This window comes from Streptomyces sp. NPDC093111 (assembly GCF_040683955.1).
Taxonomy (GTDB): Bacteria; Actinomycetota; Actinomycetes; order Streptomycetales; family Streptomycetaceae; genus Streptomyces.
Map to the genome: position 1 here is coordinate 432,310 of NZ_JBFBNW010000005.1, position 14,606 is coordinate 446,915.

General features: G+C 70.2%; 7 protein-coding genes and 1 pseudogene. 3 read left to right on the plus strand and 5 right to left on the minus strand.

The window, feature by feature from the left end; all coding sequences use genetic code 11:
• Positions 1 to 17: 17 nt before the first annotated feature.
• The 3 genes and pseudogenes from AB0Q96_RS11355 to AB0Q96_RS11365 all read right to left on the minus strand — a co-directional run bounded on the left by AB0Q96_RS11355 (position 18) and on the right by AB0Q96_RS11365 (position 3,331).
• Positions 18 to 1,073 (minus strand): TolB-like translocation protein, encoded by a 1,056-nt coding sequence (locus AB0Q96_RS11355; protein ID WP_365324018.1) that lies wholly within the window; start codon positions 1,071 to 1,073, stop codon positions 18 to 20.
• Positions 1,070 to 2,448, minus strand: a pseudogene (locus AB0Q96_RS11360) (MFS transporter). Before AB0Q96_RS11360 ends, AB0Q96_RS11355 begins: the two are co-directional and overlap by 4 nt.
• A gap of 1 nt (position 2,449) precedes the next feature.
• A complete protein-coding gene (locus AB0Q96_RS11365) occupies positions 2,450 to 3,331 on the minus strand; it encodes an alkaline phosphatase family protein (protein WP_365324020.1) in 882 nt (293 codons plus the stop codon).
• A 518-nt stretch (positions 3,332 to 3,849) separates the two neighbouring features.
• Between AB0Q96_RS11365 and AB0Q96_RS11370 the strand changes: the two genes are divergently transcribed.
• From AB0Q96_RS11370 to AB0Q96_RS11380, 3 genes are all read left to right on the plus strand, one after another.
• Positions 3,850 to 5,265, plus strand: coding sequence for a family 2B encapsulin nanocompartment shell protein (locus AB0Q96_RS11370; protein ID WP_365324022.1), 1,416 nt, complete (start codon positions 3,850 to 3,852; stop codon positions 5,263 to 5,265).
• 140 nt (positions 5,266 to 5,405) lie between these two features.
• Positions 5,406 to 6,641: a family 2 encapsulin nanocompartment cargo protein terpene cyclase gene (locus tag AB0Q96_RS11375; RefSeq protein ID WP_365324024.1), complete on the plus strand. Its 1,236-nt coding sequence runs from the start codon at positions 5,406 to 5,408 to the stop codon at positions 6,639 to 6,641.
• Positions 6,642 to 6,661: 20 nt separating this feature from the next.
• Positions 6,662 to 7,552 (plus strand): geranyl diphosphate 2-C-methyltransferase, encoded by an 891-nt coding sequence (locus AB0Q96_RS11380; RefSeq protein WP_365324026.1) that lies wholly within the window; start codon positions 6,662 to 6,664, stop codon positions 7,550 to 7,552.
• A 98-nt stretch (positions 7,553 to 7,650) separates the two neighbouring features.
• Here the strand turns inward: AB0Q96_RS11380 and AB0Q96_RS11385 are convergent, their stop codons facing one another.
• Both AB0Q96_RS11385 and AB0Q96_RS11390 read right to left on the minus strand, forming a co-directional pair.
• Positions 7,651 to 8,331, minus strand: a complete 681-nt coding sequence (locus AB0Q96_RS11385) for a hypothetical protein (RefSeq protein WP_365324028.1) — start codon at positions 8,329 to 8,331, stop codon at positions 7,651 to 7,653.
• A gap of 27 nt (positions 8,332 to 8,358) precedes the next feature.
• Positions 8,359 to 14,606 (minus strand): ricin-type beta-trefoil lectin domain protein (locus tag AB0Q96_RS11390; protein ID WP_365324030.1); only part of this gene is annotated, 6,248 nt, incomplete at its 5' end.

The window sequence follows — 14,606 nt, forward strand, 5'->3', positions numbered from 1 at the left end:
GAGCGGCCTTCCGCGTCCTACCGCGCCGCCGCGCCCACCGCCGCCGACCCGCCCAGCACGACCGGTGCCAGGCCGGCCGTCAGAAGACGGGCCGGGGCGCCCGAGCCGTCGGCGCGGGCCGTGTACAGGTCGGCGCCGAAGTCGCCCGGGAGTGAGTAGGCGACCGTCCGGGAGTCCAGCCAGACCGCCTGGTCGTCGACGCTGCGACGGTCGGCGAGGGGCGTCTCGCGGAAGGTGGACAGATCCAGGGCGTACAGCCGCCACGGCGCGTCGGCCGGTGCGCCGGCGACCCGCTTCTTGTAGACGATCCGGGTCTCGTCGGGGGAGAGCGACGGGCACTCGACGTTCTGGTGGAGGGCGGTGACGGTGCGCGCCCGGAGGTCGCCGCGCACCAGGTAGGTCTTCCCGCCGGTCGCCATCGTCGCGTAGAAGTGCCGGTCGTCACGGGAGAAGGTGACCCCCCAGAAATTGGTGTCGGCGGCGTGGTGCTCCTTGCCGTCCTTGATCACCGCGAACTCCTCCAGGGACGCCGTGAGCCGGTTCGTCCCGGTGTCCAGGACGGCGGTACGGGTGGAGAAGTCGGTGCCCGCGTACGAGTCGCCGCCGACGAACACCGTCCACGCCACGAACCGGCCCGACGGGGAGACCCGGGCCCGGGTCGGGATGCCGGGCAGCGCGTAGCGCGCCCGCTCCTTGAGCCCCGCGTCCAGGACCACCGCCCGGTACGCGTCCTCCACCGTGCCGCGCTCGGCCTGGAGGCAGATCCCCGTTCCGGCGGCGGCGTGGAAGCGCAGGCACTTCACCCCGGACGCCGTGCGCGGGCCGCCCGGCGCGGCGGCCGGCACGGTGGCCAGCTCGTCGCGGTGCGGACCCCAGGCCATGTTCCGGAACACGATCCGGCGGGTCGCGTCGGGCGTCAGGGCGACCTTCCCGGACGCGACCGGCGGGCCGCCCGCCTGCGCGCGGTCCTTCTCGGCGGCCCGGTCCGAGGCGTGCAGCAACGAGGCCGCGGCCACACCGCCGAGCACGGCCAGCGCCGTCAGCAGGACGAGCAGTTTGATGCGCAGGGTCATGCGGGCCTCTCGGTCGAGTCCGGGGAGTCCGGGGAGTCCGGGGAGTCCGGGGAGTCCGTGGAGTGCGTCGAGCGCGTCGCGTCCGTCGTGTGCGGCGCGTCCGTCGGGAGGCCCGTCGCGGTGCCCCGGGAGGGCGTCGGGAGGAGGGCGAAGGCCGCCGCCGCGCACACCGCGAGCGCGCCCGTCGCGGTGCCGAGCGCGGTGCGGTCGCCCCACGCGCTCCAGGCGGCGCCGAAGGCGATCGAGCAGCCGAAGCGGGCCAGCGCCTGGCCCGTCTGGACCAACGCGAGCCCGGAGGAGCGCAGTCCGGCCGGTACGACCCCGGCGGCCGCGGCCATCAGGACGCCGTCGGTCGCCGCGTAGAAGCCGCCGTGCAGGGCGAGGACCAGGTACGGGAGCGCGGTGCCCTGCCAGCCGCTGAGCAGCGTGACGTACGCCAGGAGCAGGGCGACGTGCCCGCCGAGGAAGACGCGTCGGCTCCCGACGCGGTCGGCGAGCCGCCCCAGCGGCACGGCCAGCAGCAGGAAGGCGGCGGCGGTGCCCAGGGGAAGCAGCGCGAACCACTGGTCGGCGACGCCGAGCCGCCGCTGGAGCAGCAGGTAGACGAAGGAGTCGCTGACCGTGGCGAGGCCCAACAGGAGCGCGCAGAGGGTGAGTCGGCGGACCTCGTGGACCCGGAGCAGGGCGAGCGCCGCCGTCAGGGAGGCGCGCGGGGCGTCGGTGGCGGCGTCGGCGGGCCGGCGCCGCCGCGACGGGACGAAGAGCACCAGGACCAGGACGCCGAGCGCGGCCACGCAGAAGCTGACGGTGAACACGGCGTCGTAGCCGTCCACGGCCTGGCGGAGGATCAGGAACGCGACCAGCGGTCCGATCAGGGCGCCGGCGGTGTCCATCGCCCGGTGCACGCCGAACGCGCGGCCCCGGGACTCGGCGGGGGAGGCCAGGGAGATCAGGGCGTCGCGCGGCGCGGTCCGCAGGCCCTTGCCGGTGCGGTCGGCGGCCAGCACGGCCCCGATCAGCGGCAGTGAACCCGCCACCAGGAGCAGGGGTTTGCACAGCGCCGACAGGCCGTAGCCGAGGACGGCCACCGTCTTGTGGCGTCCGCCGCGGTCGGCGAGATGCCCGCCGACCAGCCGGACGAGGGCGCTGAAGCCGTTGTAGACGCCGTCGAGCAGGCCGAAGCCGAGCGGCGAGAGGCCGAGTCCGGCGACCAGGTAGAGCGGGAGCACGGCCGTGACCATCTCCGAGGACACGTCCGTGACGAGGCTGACCGTGCCGAGCGCGAGGACCGTGGGGGCGACGGCGGCCCGCCGCCCGGAGCGGGTGCTCCGGGCGCCGGTGTCGCGGGAGTGCCGCGACTGTCCGCTACGTACACGTCACGGAGTCCAGATGCCCGTGATCGGGGTCGCGTTGGCGGCCTGTCCGGCGTGCGAGGTGCCGTACATGTCCTCGATCGTGCGGAGCAGGTTGTAGTGGTTGTACGTCGTCGCCGAGGTCGATCCCGGGGTGACCTGCTGGCCGTAGAGCACGGTCGGGATCTTGTTGCCGGCGAGCCGGTTGTCCTCGTCGAAGGTGACCACGAGCAGGCTGTTGTGGGTCTTCGCCCAGGTCGCGTAGGCGCCCAGGTTGTTCTTCAGCCAGGTGTCACCGGTGCCGACCGAGCAGTCGTGCATGTCGCTGCACAGGTTCGGGACGACGAAGGAGACCTGCGGCAGCGTGGTGTAGTCGGTCGGGAACTGCGTGAAGGTGTACGCCGACGAGGTCGGCACGTTGGAGAAGCCGAACCACGGGTTGTGCTTGCGGGCGTACTTGCCGCTGCTGCACGTGGTCGAACCCTGGCTGGGCAGCGTCTCGTTGTAGCTGGCCCAGGTCTTGCCCGCGGCGATCAGCTCGGAGGCCAGGTTCGGCGCGGACGAGAAGCCGGGCGTGTAGCAGCTGTCGTCCGTGATGCCCTGGGTGGAACCCGAGAACATCGCGAAGTAGTTGGGCTGGCTCGGGTGCGTCTCGCCGTACGACTGGGTGAGGTTGGCGCCGCCGGTCTTCAGCGAGTTGATGTACGGGGCGCTGGAGCTGCCGATGACCTGGCTGTAGGCGTGGTTCTCGAAGACCACGACCACCACGTGGTCCGGGGTGGGCACGGTCGCCGCGGCCTGGGCCGAGGACGTCCCGCCGAAACCGGCCCACAGGCCGAGCGAGGCGGCCGCGAGACCGAGGGCGGAAAGAAGGGCGGTGCGGCGTTGTCTGGGCGCGCCGGACACGGCTACCTCCGGTTGAGGGGACGGCTGGGGGGCGGTGCAACCGAAGGGTAGAAGTGTCCATGCCAAGCCGGAAGGTGTCCCACGTGAAGGCCCGGGAAACGTCTCGTGCCGCCCGCGTATGCCGGTACGGCGCGCCTCTCGTACGCGCCCCCCGGCAACTCCGCGCCACAGCATGGCCATTCGAGTGGGGTGAAGCATGCGCGCGCGCTCCCTGGCCGGATCTGGCGCATGGGCCCGGGCGGGCCCTCCGGTGTTTTCCGGACTATGCCGCGGGTCCGTGCCCCGGTGCTCCGGCCGGCTGGCCGGAATGTCGTCATCGACTCAATTAAACCCCGCACGCCACAAGATCACCGGTTCGAGGTAATGCCCCCGGTCCGACGAGGTGAGGCGGTCTCCCTGGCCGTTACTGTTCCCCGGGATCTGGGGCGATTCCCAGAGATTTCCACCGCTGTTCCCCTCTTCCGGTGATCCGTACAGGAATGTGCCGAACACCGCCTTCGTGAAGGAGAGCTCGCCCGATGACCGTTGACACCGGCGCGGAAGCCCAGCTGGAGCCATCCCGGCCGCAGTCCAGCCTGAGCACCGCGGCTGCCCGCAACCTCGCCACCACGACCAAGTCCGCCCCGCAGATGCAGGAGATCACCTCCCGCTGGCTGCTGCGGATGCTTCCCTGGGTCGAGACCAAGGGCGGCGCCTACCGGGTGAACCGCCGGCTGAGCTACACCGTCGGCGACGGGCGCATCGAGTTCGTCCAGGACGGCGCCACCGTCCGGGTGATCCCCCAGGAGCTCGGCGAACTCGCCCTGCTGCGGGACTTCGACGACGTGGACGTCCTGACCGCCCTCGCCGACCGCTGCGAGCAGCGCGAGTTCCGCGCCGGCGAGGTGCTGGTCGAGCGCGGCGCGCCCGCCGACAAGATCCACCTGATCGCCCACGGCCGGATCAGCCAGACCTCCGCCGGCAAGTACGGCGACGAGATCGCCGTCGCGGTCCTCGCGGACGGCGAGCCGTTCGGCGAGAACGCCCTCCTGGACGCCGACGCCAGGTGGGACTACACCGCGACCGCGGAGACCTCCGGCACCCTGCTCACGCTCTCCCGGGCCGACTTCTCCGCCGTGCTCTCCTCGGCGCCGAGCCTCCAGGCCCACATCCAGGAGTTCAGCTCCCTCCCGCTCCAGCGGCAGAACAAGCACGGCGAAGCCGAGATCGCGATGTCGGCCGGCCACGTCGGCGAGTACGACCTGCCCGGCGCCTTCGTCGACTACGAGCTGAAGCCGCGCGAGTACGAGCTGTCCGTCGCCCAGACCGTGCTGAAGGTCCACACGAGGGTCGCCGACCTCTACAACGGGCCGATGAACCAGACGGAGGAACAGCTCAGGCTCACCATCGAGGCGCTGCGCGAGCGCCAGGAGTACGAGCTGATCAACAACCGCGAGTTCGGTCTGCTGCACAACGCCGACTTCAAGCAGCGCATCCAGACCCACTCCGGACCGCCCACCCCGGACGACATGGACGAGCTGCTCTGCCGCCGCCGCGGCACCAGGCTCTTCCTCGCCCACCCGCGCACGATCGCCGCGATCGGCCGCGAGTTCAACGCCCGCGGGCTCTACCCGGACCACGTCGACCTCGGCGGACAGGCCGTCCCGGCCTGGCGCGGGGTGCCGATCCTGCCCTGCAGCAAGATCCCGATCAGCAAGGACAACACCAGCTCGATCATCGCCATGCGTACCGGCGAGGACAACCAGGGCGTCATCGGCCTGCGCCAGACCGGCCTGCCGGAGGAGTACGAGCCGGGCCTGTCCGTGCGGTTCATGGGCATCAGCGAGCAGGCGATCATCTCGTACCTGGTCACCACCTACTACTCGGCCGCCGTCCTGGTGCCCGACGCGCTGGGTGTCCTGGAGAACGTCCAGATCGCCCGCCGCCGCGACTGAGCGGCGCGAAGGCACCGCGCGACCGAAGGGCGCGACCACAGGATCCGTCCGACGTCCGCGACCCGGCCCGGACCTTCCCGGGCCGGGCGAGCATGTCCGGGAGCCGGGGACAGCCCACTCACCTCAGCAAGGAGTCACGGATGCCCGACCCCGGGCTTTCCCCCCTTCCCCCCGTCTCCCTCCCCGCCCCTCCGCCCGCCTCCCCGCCGGCCCCGCTCTCACCCATAGAGCGGATCCTGCGCGGGCCCAGCGGCCTCGGCACGAGCACGCTGTCCCTGGCGCGGCGCCCGGAGCCGGCCGCGGTCACGGCACCGGAGCCGGCCGCGGTCACGGAGCCGACGGACGTGCCCGTACCCGCCGCACCGTCCGCGTCGCCCGAGCCGGCGGCGCCGGTGGACGCGCTGCACATCCCGGGCCTGTACTACCACCCCGTACCCGAGCCCGACCCCGTACGGGTGGCGGAGGTCAGCCGCCGGATCAAGGACTGGGCCGTCGACGAGGTCGCCCTGTTCCCCGACGACTGGGAGGGCGAGTTCGACGGCTTCTCCGTCGGGCGCTACATGGTCGCCTGCCACCCGGACGCGCCCACCGTCGAGCACCTGATGCTCGCCACGCGCCTGATGGTCGCCGAGAACGCCGTCGACGACATGTACTGCGAGAACCACGGGGGCTCACCCGTCGGCCTCGGCGGACGCCTGCTGCTCGCGCACACCGCGCTCGACCCGCTGCACCTGCCGGCCGAATACCACACGGGGTGGGCCGAGTCGCTCGGCTCGGACGCCCCGCGGCGCGCCTACCGCTCCGCCATGCAGTACTTCGTCGACCGGTCCACCTCCTCCCAGGCCGACCGCTTCCGGCACGACATGGCCCGACTGCACCTGGGATACCTCGCGGAGGGGGCCTGGGCCGAGACGGACCACATGCCCGAGGTGTGGGAGTACCTGGCGATGCGCCAGTTCAACAACTTCCGGCCCTGCCCCACCATCACCGACACCGTCGGCGGCTACGAACTGCCGGCCGACCTGCATGCCCAGCCCGCCATGCAGCGGGTGCTCGCGCTCGCCGGGAACGCCAGCACCATCGTCAACGACCTCTACTCCTACACCAAGGAGCTGGCGACACCCGGCAGGCATCTGAACCTGCCCGTGGTGATCGCCGAGCGCGAGGGCCTCTCCGAGAAGGACGCCTACCTGAAGGCCATCGAGGTCCACAACGACCTGATGCGCGCCTTCGAGGCCGAGAGCGCCCAGCTGGCCGCCGCCTGCCCCCTGCCGACCGTCCTGCGCTTCCTGCGCGGGGTGGCCGTGTGGGTCGACGGCAACCACTACTGGCACCAGACCAACACCTATCGATACAGCCTTCCCGATTTCTGGTAATTGAGAGAATGGATTCATCCGTGACCAGCACCGAGTTCACCACCCTCGACAGCGCCTCCTCCGCCGCGTTCGTCCCGTCTCCGGCCTCCCCTTACCAGGGCGACATCGCGCGCTACTGGGACGCGGAGGCCCGGCCGGTCAACCTGAAGCTCGGCGATGTCGACGGCCTTTACCACCACCACTACGGCATCGGCGACATCGACCACGCCGCCCTCGGCGACGTGCAGGACAGCGAGTACGAGAAGAAGCTGATCGCCGAGCTGCACCGCCTGGAGTCGGCCCAGGCCGAGGTCCTGCTGCACCACCTCGGTTCCATCGGGCGCGACGACACGCTCGTGGACGCCGGCTGCGGCCGCGGCGGTTCGATGGTGATGGCCCACCAGCGCTTCGGTGCCAAGGTCGAGGGCGTCACCCTCTCGGCCAAGCAGGCCGACTTCGCCAACCGGCGCGCCGCCGAGCTCGGCATCGACGACCACGTGCACGCCCGCGTCTGCAACATGCTCGACATGCCCTTCGAGACCGGGCAGGCCGCCGGCTCCTGGAACAACGAGTCGAGCATGTACGTCGACCTGGAGGACCTGTTCGCCGAGCACTCCCGCGTCCTCGCGGTCGGTGGCCGGTACGTCACCATCACCGGCTGCTGGAACCCGCGTTACGGCCAGCCGTCGAAGTGGGTCTCCCAGATCAACGCGCACTTCGAGTGCAACATCCACTCGCGCCGGGAGTACCTGAAGGCCATGGCGGACAACCGCCTCGTCCCGCAGGCGGTCATCGACCTCACCCCCGAGACCCTGCCCTACTGGGAGCTGCGCGCCACGTCGTCGCTGGTCACGGGCATCGAGGAGGCCTTCATCAACTCGTACAAGGACGGCTCCTTCCAGTACGTGCTGATCGCGGCCGACCGCGTCTGACCCGCTCCGGGCGGCTTCCGGCCGCCGGGGTGCCCGGGGCCGGAAACGCGGGAAGCCCCGCCGAAGGGATGCGGCGGGGCTTCCAGGGTGGGTGGGTCTCAGACCCATCGGGCGGGGAGTTCGGGGAACTCCTGCCCGACGGTCGAGACCAGCGGACGCGGCAGGGATCCGACGAGGTCGGATCCGGCGAGCGGCGCGGGATCCGCCACCACGAGATGAACCCGTGGCGGGCGGTCCGGGTCGCCGGTCAGGAACGGCTCCTCCAGGACGACCGCGTCGTCGAAGCGCGTCCATCGGGTGAGGCTTCCACCCGTCACCGGGCGGCTCCTTCCCTCGGAGACGAACTCCACGGCGTCGTCGTACCGGAGGCCGAAGCCCGTCAGGGCCGTCCAGCCACGCAGCGTCGACCACAGGGCCACCGTCTCCACGAACTCCGTGAAGCCGGCGAACATGTCCGTGTACTCACCGTTCCAGGAGACCCCGACCCTGCCGTCGCGCCGCAGCACGATCGCGCAGGGAAGGTCGTGGTTCTCGGCGACGCGCACGAACTCGTCCCCCGAAGGGGAAGAGGTCCAGCCGCCCGGGGAGACCGCGAGCCGGTTCCATCCGTGGTAGTTCCCCCCGTAGCAGGGCAGGACGCAGCCCTCCCACTCCTCCGTGAGCACGTCGATCAGGGCTCCCGTCTCGGACGGGAAGGCGATCGAGGTGAGCGCGCGAAGACCACGAGGAGCACGTACGTGCTCGTTGAGGAACCGGACGGACTCGGCTGTCGGTTTCACCCGGGCGTTCCTTTCAGGGGTGGCGGGCTAGTGGTTGACGGTCAGCAGGTAGGTGAACAGCGTCCTGCATGAGGGGCACATCTCGCGAAGGGCGCCGTGGCGGTCCCATCCGTACCCCTGGGACCCGCCTCGCACATCGGCGGCCTGTGACCTCGCGCCGCCGATCGGCAGCCCTCGGCGTTCGAGCTCGCACAGCGCGCCGATCTCTCCGCAGCCGCCGTGGTGCTCGGTCAGCTGCACGGCGGTCCGGACGTTCGGGGTCAGGTCCGCGAGCGTACGGTTCGTGCTGATGCCGAGACCGAAGGCCTCACCGTCAGCGGTGAAGACCTGTGCGACCACGTTGGTGTTGCCCACGTTGGCGTCGGCGTGGTCGAGCAGCTCGTCCGACACCTCGCCGGTGATCTCGCAGACGTGCGGCTCCTGGCCGCCGTCGTTGTGGACCAGGACCGGCGTCGCACCCGCGAGCGCGTAGTACGTGTGGACGTCGGAGACCGTCAGGTTGTAGACGGTCGCGGCCTGCGCGGTCCAGCGCCGGACCGACGCGATCTGGACGAAGGTGCCCTTGCTGGTCTGGAGCCACTGACCGGTCCGGAGATCGGTCGCCTTGATCCACTCGCCGAGCTCGGGGACCCAGAAGGGGTGCCCGTCGGTCGCGGTGACCACGGACGTCTTCGTGCCCTCGGCGCCGTCGACGTCGATCGTGACCTTGACCAGCTTCTTGAGGCCCTGGCCCTTGATCTCCGCCGTGACCGTCTCGACCCGGGTCTCCCCGGTCTTCTCGTCGGTGGCGAGGACCTGGTCGCCGGCCTTGACCTGGTCGATCGGCTTGGTGGAGCCGTCGGCCATCAGCACCTTGGTACCGGGCACGAAGCTGTTGCAGCCTCCGCCGCCACCGCTTCCGCTGCGCTGCGAGTCGGCCTTGCCCGAGCCGCCGCCGCCGCTGGTGCCGCCCTTGCCGCGGGAAGAGCCACCGGAGGAGCCGCCGGGCTTGCTGGTGCTGACCTTGCCGCCGCCGCCACTCTTGGCGCCGCCGCCCTTGCTGGACTGCGAGGACGCCTTCGGGGCCGACTTGGCCTGAGCCTGCTTCTGGACCGGGTTACCGGTCTTCTTGGTCTGCTGGACCGCCTTGTCGGCCGTTCTCTTGGCTTCCTCGGCGGCCTTCTTCTGCGCTCTCTGCGCGGCCTCCTTCTTGGCCTTCTCGATGGCCAGGGTCTTTGCCTTCAAGGCTGCTTCCTCGGCGGCCTTGGCGGCCTTGAGGACGATCTCGGCGGCCTTCTTGGCGGCCCTGAACGCCATCACGGCGTCGATGGTGCGGTTGACCGCCTTCAGGACCGAAGGAATCTTGCCCAGCTTCGACCACGGAATGGCGCCGACGATGAGACTGCCGCACGACCACAGGTCACCGCCGAAGCAGGCCATGGCGTCGTTGATGCCGATGAAGTCCTTCAGCGTCTCCCACGCGACCGAGAGGATGACCGAGGTCAGGGACTTGCCCTGCATGGCCTCCGCCTGCGCGACCTGCGCCGCCGACAGACCGGCGCCCGCGAGGGCCGCGGCCCGCTCGGAGGCGGTCAGGCTGATCGACAGACCGGTGGGGTCCGAGAAGGTCACCGGGTTGTTGTGCGCGTAGCCGTACCCGTTGGACTGGAGCGGGTCGTTCAGGTCGAGCACCGGGTCGACGGACAGGAAGCGTCCGACCGCCGGGTCGTACAGACGGGCGCCCAGCGGCTGGAAGCCGGAGGCGTCGTCCCGCGCCTTGCCGAGGAACCCGCGGTGGTTCTGGATGTTCTGGCCCGCGGTGTCGGCGCCGCGCTGGTTGCCGAACGGGTCCTGCTTGCGGATCCGGACCGGCATGCCGCTGTAGAGGCCGACCTCCGCGTACGCGCTGCCCTGATGGTCAGAGGTCTGGGCGAGCAGTGTCTCCCCGCCCGTTCCGCTGGCGTAGCGCATGACCGCGCCGCCGGGGACGGAGTACGTGCGCTGCGTCTGGACCAGGATGCCGCCCTGCTGGACGGTGACCTCGGAGTCGCCCAGGGTCAGCGTGGCCTGCTTGCCCTTGATGGTGAGCAGGCGGTTGCCGTCGGGGCCGTAGATGTGACGGGTGTCGTTCTGCGGCAGCCACTGCTGGGCCGCGGAGGCGGCGTCGCAGGTGGCGAGCACGATGGCGGTGCCGTTCACGTTCGCCGCGCCCTGCACCGCGAGGCACAGGCCGGAGGCGACGTGGGTGAGCTGGCCCGCCGCGTTGCGCTTGAGCTGCTGGGCGGTGGTGCCGTTGCACTTCTGGAGCACCGCGGCCGAGCCGGCCGTGTTGGCGGTCGGCTGGACGCACCAGGTGTCGTACACCTGGAGCGTGCCGAGGTTGGCGTCGGCCTGGCCGGGGGCCGGGTCGAAGTGCCAGGCCTGCGCCACCGTGCCGTTGCACTGGTAGAGCTGGATGGCGTTGCCCGCGCTCGCGAGACCCGACTTCAGGTCGACGCACTTCTGGCCCAGACCCACGTACGGGGTCTTGCCGCCGGAGCCCTGACCGGTGATCCGGTCGACCTTGCCGTCGTACGTCCAGGTCAGGTCCTGCTTGTCACCGTTCTGGATCGAGGTGATCGACTTGGTGTCGCCGGTTAGCTCGTACAGACGGGTCGCCTCGGCCGTGACCTGGGCCCCCGCGGGGGTCTTGTAGGTCTTGGAGACCTTGGTCAGGGTGTGCGGCTGGTCCTTCGCGGCGTTCTTGCCGTACGCGTACGTGGTGACCGCGTTCTTGGTGGTGTCGCCGGTCAGGTCGTTCTCGGTCAGCTTGGTGCGGTTGCCGAGCAGGTCGTACTCGTACTCCTGCCAGTAGCCGGAGTTGTCCTTGCCGGCGGTCACGTTGAGCGTGCCGTCGGTGTTCTTCGGGGTGGAGCAGGCCGTCTGGTCCTTGGCGGTCCAGGCGGACTTCAGCTGGCCCAGCGGGTCGTAGGAGAAGCACTGGCGCTCCTCGATCCCGACGGACTTCTCCTGGATCGAGGTGACGTTGCCTGCCGGGTCGTAGGAGTACGCCCGGTTCGACACCAGGTTGCCGCCGACCAGGCCGGCGTCGCTCTTCTCGCGGTAGACCGACTGCTCCTGGAGCGCGCCGCTGCCCTCGTCGTACGAGTTCTGCGTCCACACCCGGTACGGCTGGGAGCCGAGGGTGGAACGGAGCACCTGGCCGTACGGCGAGTAGACGGTCTCCGCGCCGTACCAGTCCTTGCCGGACAGCGAGAGAGCGTTGCCGTCCTTGTTGTAGCGGACGACCAGCTTCTCGGCGTCCAGCTTGCCGATCGCGGGAAGCTGCGCCTCCTCCAGCGCGCCCGTGTCCGAGTAGGAGTACCCGTAGGTGTAGTCCTTCTTCAGACCCCAGGTGTCGACGATCGACTGCGGGAGGGACAGCGTGGTGGAGGTCGGGTCGTAGTCCTCGGTGTAGCCGTTGACCTTCTGCGTGTACGCCAGGCCGTCCGTGTAGCGGGTGGCGGTGGCGGGCATGCCCTTGCCGCCGGGAACGGTGTCGTACGTGAAGTCGGCGAGAACGGTGCCGTTGGCGTCGTTCAGCCGCTGCTGCTTCGGCCGGGACAGCTCGTCATAGCTGTTCCAGACCTTGGTGCCACGGGCGTTGGTGCTGGTCAGCGGCCGACCGAGACCGTCGTACGTGGTGCGCGTGGTGCCGGAGTCCGGGTCGGTCGCCGTCTCCAGACGGTTGCGCCGGTCGTAGGTCCAGGACCACGGGTGGTCCTTGTCGGCCGAACTGGTGGCCTTCACCATCAGGCCACGCGTGTCGTACTCGTACGACATCGACGTGTAGCCCTTGGGCGCGGCGGGGTTGAAGGTGTTCGTCCGGACGGTGCGGCCGAGCGCGTCGGTGAAGACCTGGTAGGAGGAGGCCCCCTGCGGCTGGACGACCTTCGACCAGTCCTGGCCGTACTCGTACTTCGTGGCCCGGTCCTCGAACGGTTCGGACGAGGCCGCACCGGCCGCGTCGACCTTCTTGAGGTACGGGGTCTCCTTGACCACGCGGCCGAGGCCGTCGTAGTCGTACCGCGTGATGTTCGGGATCGCGGTGTCGGCGAGCGGGGTGAAGAGCTCGCCCGGCTTGGCGTCCCGGGTGAGATAGGAGTTGTTGGTCTGCCAGACCTCGCCGGAGCTGTTGTACAGGGTGTCCGTGACGAGCCAGCCGGCGTCGTTGTCGGCCTCCTCCAGCGACTGCCGCTCACGGCCGAGGCCGTCGTACAGCGTCACCGAGGTCTCGATCCGGTCCTCGTAGCCACGCGCGTACGTCGTGACGAACGGGGGCTTGCGGGTCTTGACGGTCGGGTCGTTCGGGTCGGTCTCCTCGGCCGGGATGGTGTACTCGGCGCGGAAGTCCGGTACGGCGCCCGCCGTCGGCGTACGGCCCGGGGACCATGCCTCGGCGAGACGGCCCAGCGGGTCGAACTTCGCCTCGCTCACGTAGCCGTTGGGGTCGGTCGTCTTCAGCGTGACCGCGCGACCGGGCTCTAGCTCGCGGGTCTGCTCGTGCAGCAGCGCGTTCTTCTCGGTCACCTTGAAGACCTGACCCGTGGGCGGGTCGTAGGTGATCGTGGCGGACTTCTGCTCGGGGTCGGTCTGCCGGACCACACGGCCGACGGCGTCGAAGCCGGTGGTGCCGTTGGTCTGGAAGCCGGTGCCGTCACCGTTGAGGGACCAGGACTCGGTGGCCAGACCACGGGTGGTGTCCGCGAGCGCGGTGCCGTAGGCCGTGCCGTCGTACGCCGTGCGGTTGGCGCTGGTCAGCGTCTTCAGATCGGCGAAGTTGGCCGTGGCGCAGGTGCCGGGGGAGACGAGGACCTGCTTGGACAGACCGATGAGGTTCTTGCCCGGGTGGTGCAGGTACTCCAGCTTGGTGCAGGTCTCGTCACCGGGCTTGGCCGTGTCGCCGAACGACTCGACCTGCGTCGGCAGGCCGTACGTCGGGTCGTACGTCGTCAGGGTGCGGACCGAGCGCAGCGTGCGCGGGTCGTCCTCGTTGGTGCCGGAGGACTTCGTGTACGCGATCTCCTCGGGCTCCGTGACCCGCCACGCCCGCAGCGGCTCGAGGCCGTCGTCGCGGTCGCGCTTGGCCAGTTCGGTGGCCTCGGGGACCTTGACGCCGCGGGTCAGCCAGTCGGTGTCGGCGTCGGTCGCGTTGGTGTACGTGAGCTCCTCGGCGACGCGGCCGGCGAAGGGCTGCCGGTCCTTGGCTATCTCGGCGCCGGTGATGTCCTTGACGGACACCGTGTCGCCCAGGCCGCGGAAGTAGCGGGTGACGGCCTTGGACTGCTTGCTGTGGATCGCCGGGTCCTCGGAACCGGTGAGCACCGTGGTCTGCTCGAAGCCCGCGAACTGCGACCAGGTGCGCGTCGACTTCTTGGAGAACTCGCCGTCGGCGAACTTCCAGGCCGGGTTCTTGTACTGGTACGCCGTCTTCGTGGCGTACGAGCCCTCGATGTTCGGCAGTTCCTCGATCGACTCGACCGCGTACTTGTGGAACCAGTCGATGTCCTCGAACTCCGGGTCCGGGTTCCAGTAGACCGGGTAGCACAGGCGGTTGTTCGCCTTCAGGGCCGCCGTGTCGGCCTTACCGGGCAGCGGACCGGTCTTGCACTCGCCCTCGACGGGCTTGTAGTTGACGTAGGTCTCGCCGCCGTACTCGTTGATCACGCGCGCGATGCGCAGGCGCGAGAAGCCGGGGCGCTGCGGGTTGACCGCGAGGACGCGGTTCGGCATGTCCTCGGCGTTGGGCTCGAAGCGCACCGGGTTCAGCGCGACGCTCGCGTCGGTGGAGCCGTTGCGGGCGTAGCCCGTGCGCTGGATGGACTCCAGCCACAGGGCGGTGTTCGGGCCGGTCTTCAGCGACGCGAAGGACTGCTTGAGCTGGTACTCGTCGACGACCTGGCGGGCCGTGGTGTCGGTGCGGCGCTGGGCCGAGGTCGTGATCTTGTCGAGGCGCTTGCGGGTCCAGAAGGACGGGCCCGCGTTCCAGCACTTCTTGCCGGACTCGCAACGGAGGTCGGCCGGGGTGTCGAACCAGGGCCGGTACTGCCCGGGATCCTTCGACTTGAAGTTGTCCTCGGTGCAGGTCACACCCGCGACGTCGTAGCAGCGCTCGGCGACGGTGAAGCCGACGCGGGCCGGGGCGGTCGCGGAGAAGATGCTGTCCTTGCGCTGGCCGTAGTAGATGTGCGACAGGTAGCCGTCGCGGTCGTAGACGACCGGCGCCTTGAAGTTGAAGTTCTTGGCGTAGTAGTTCT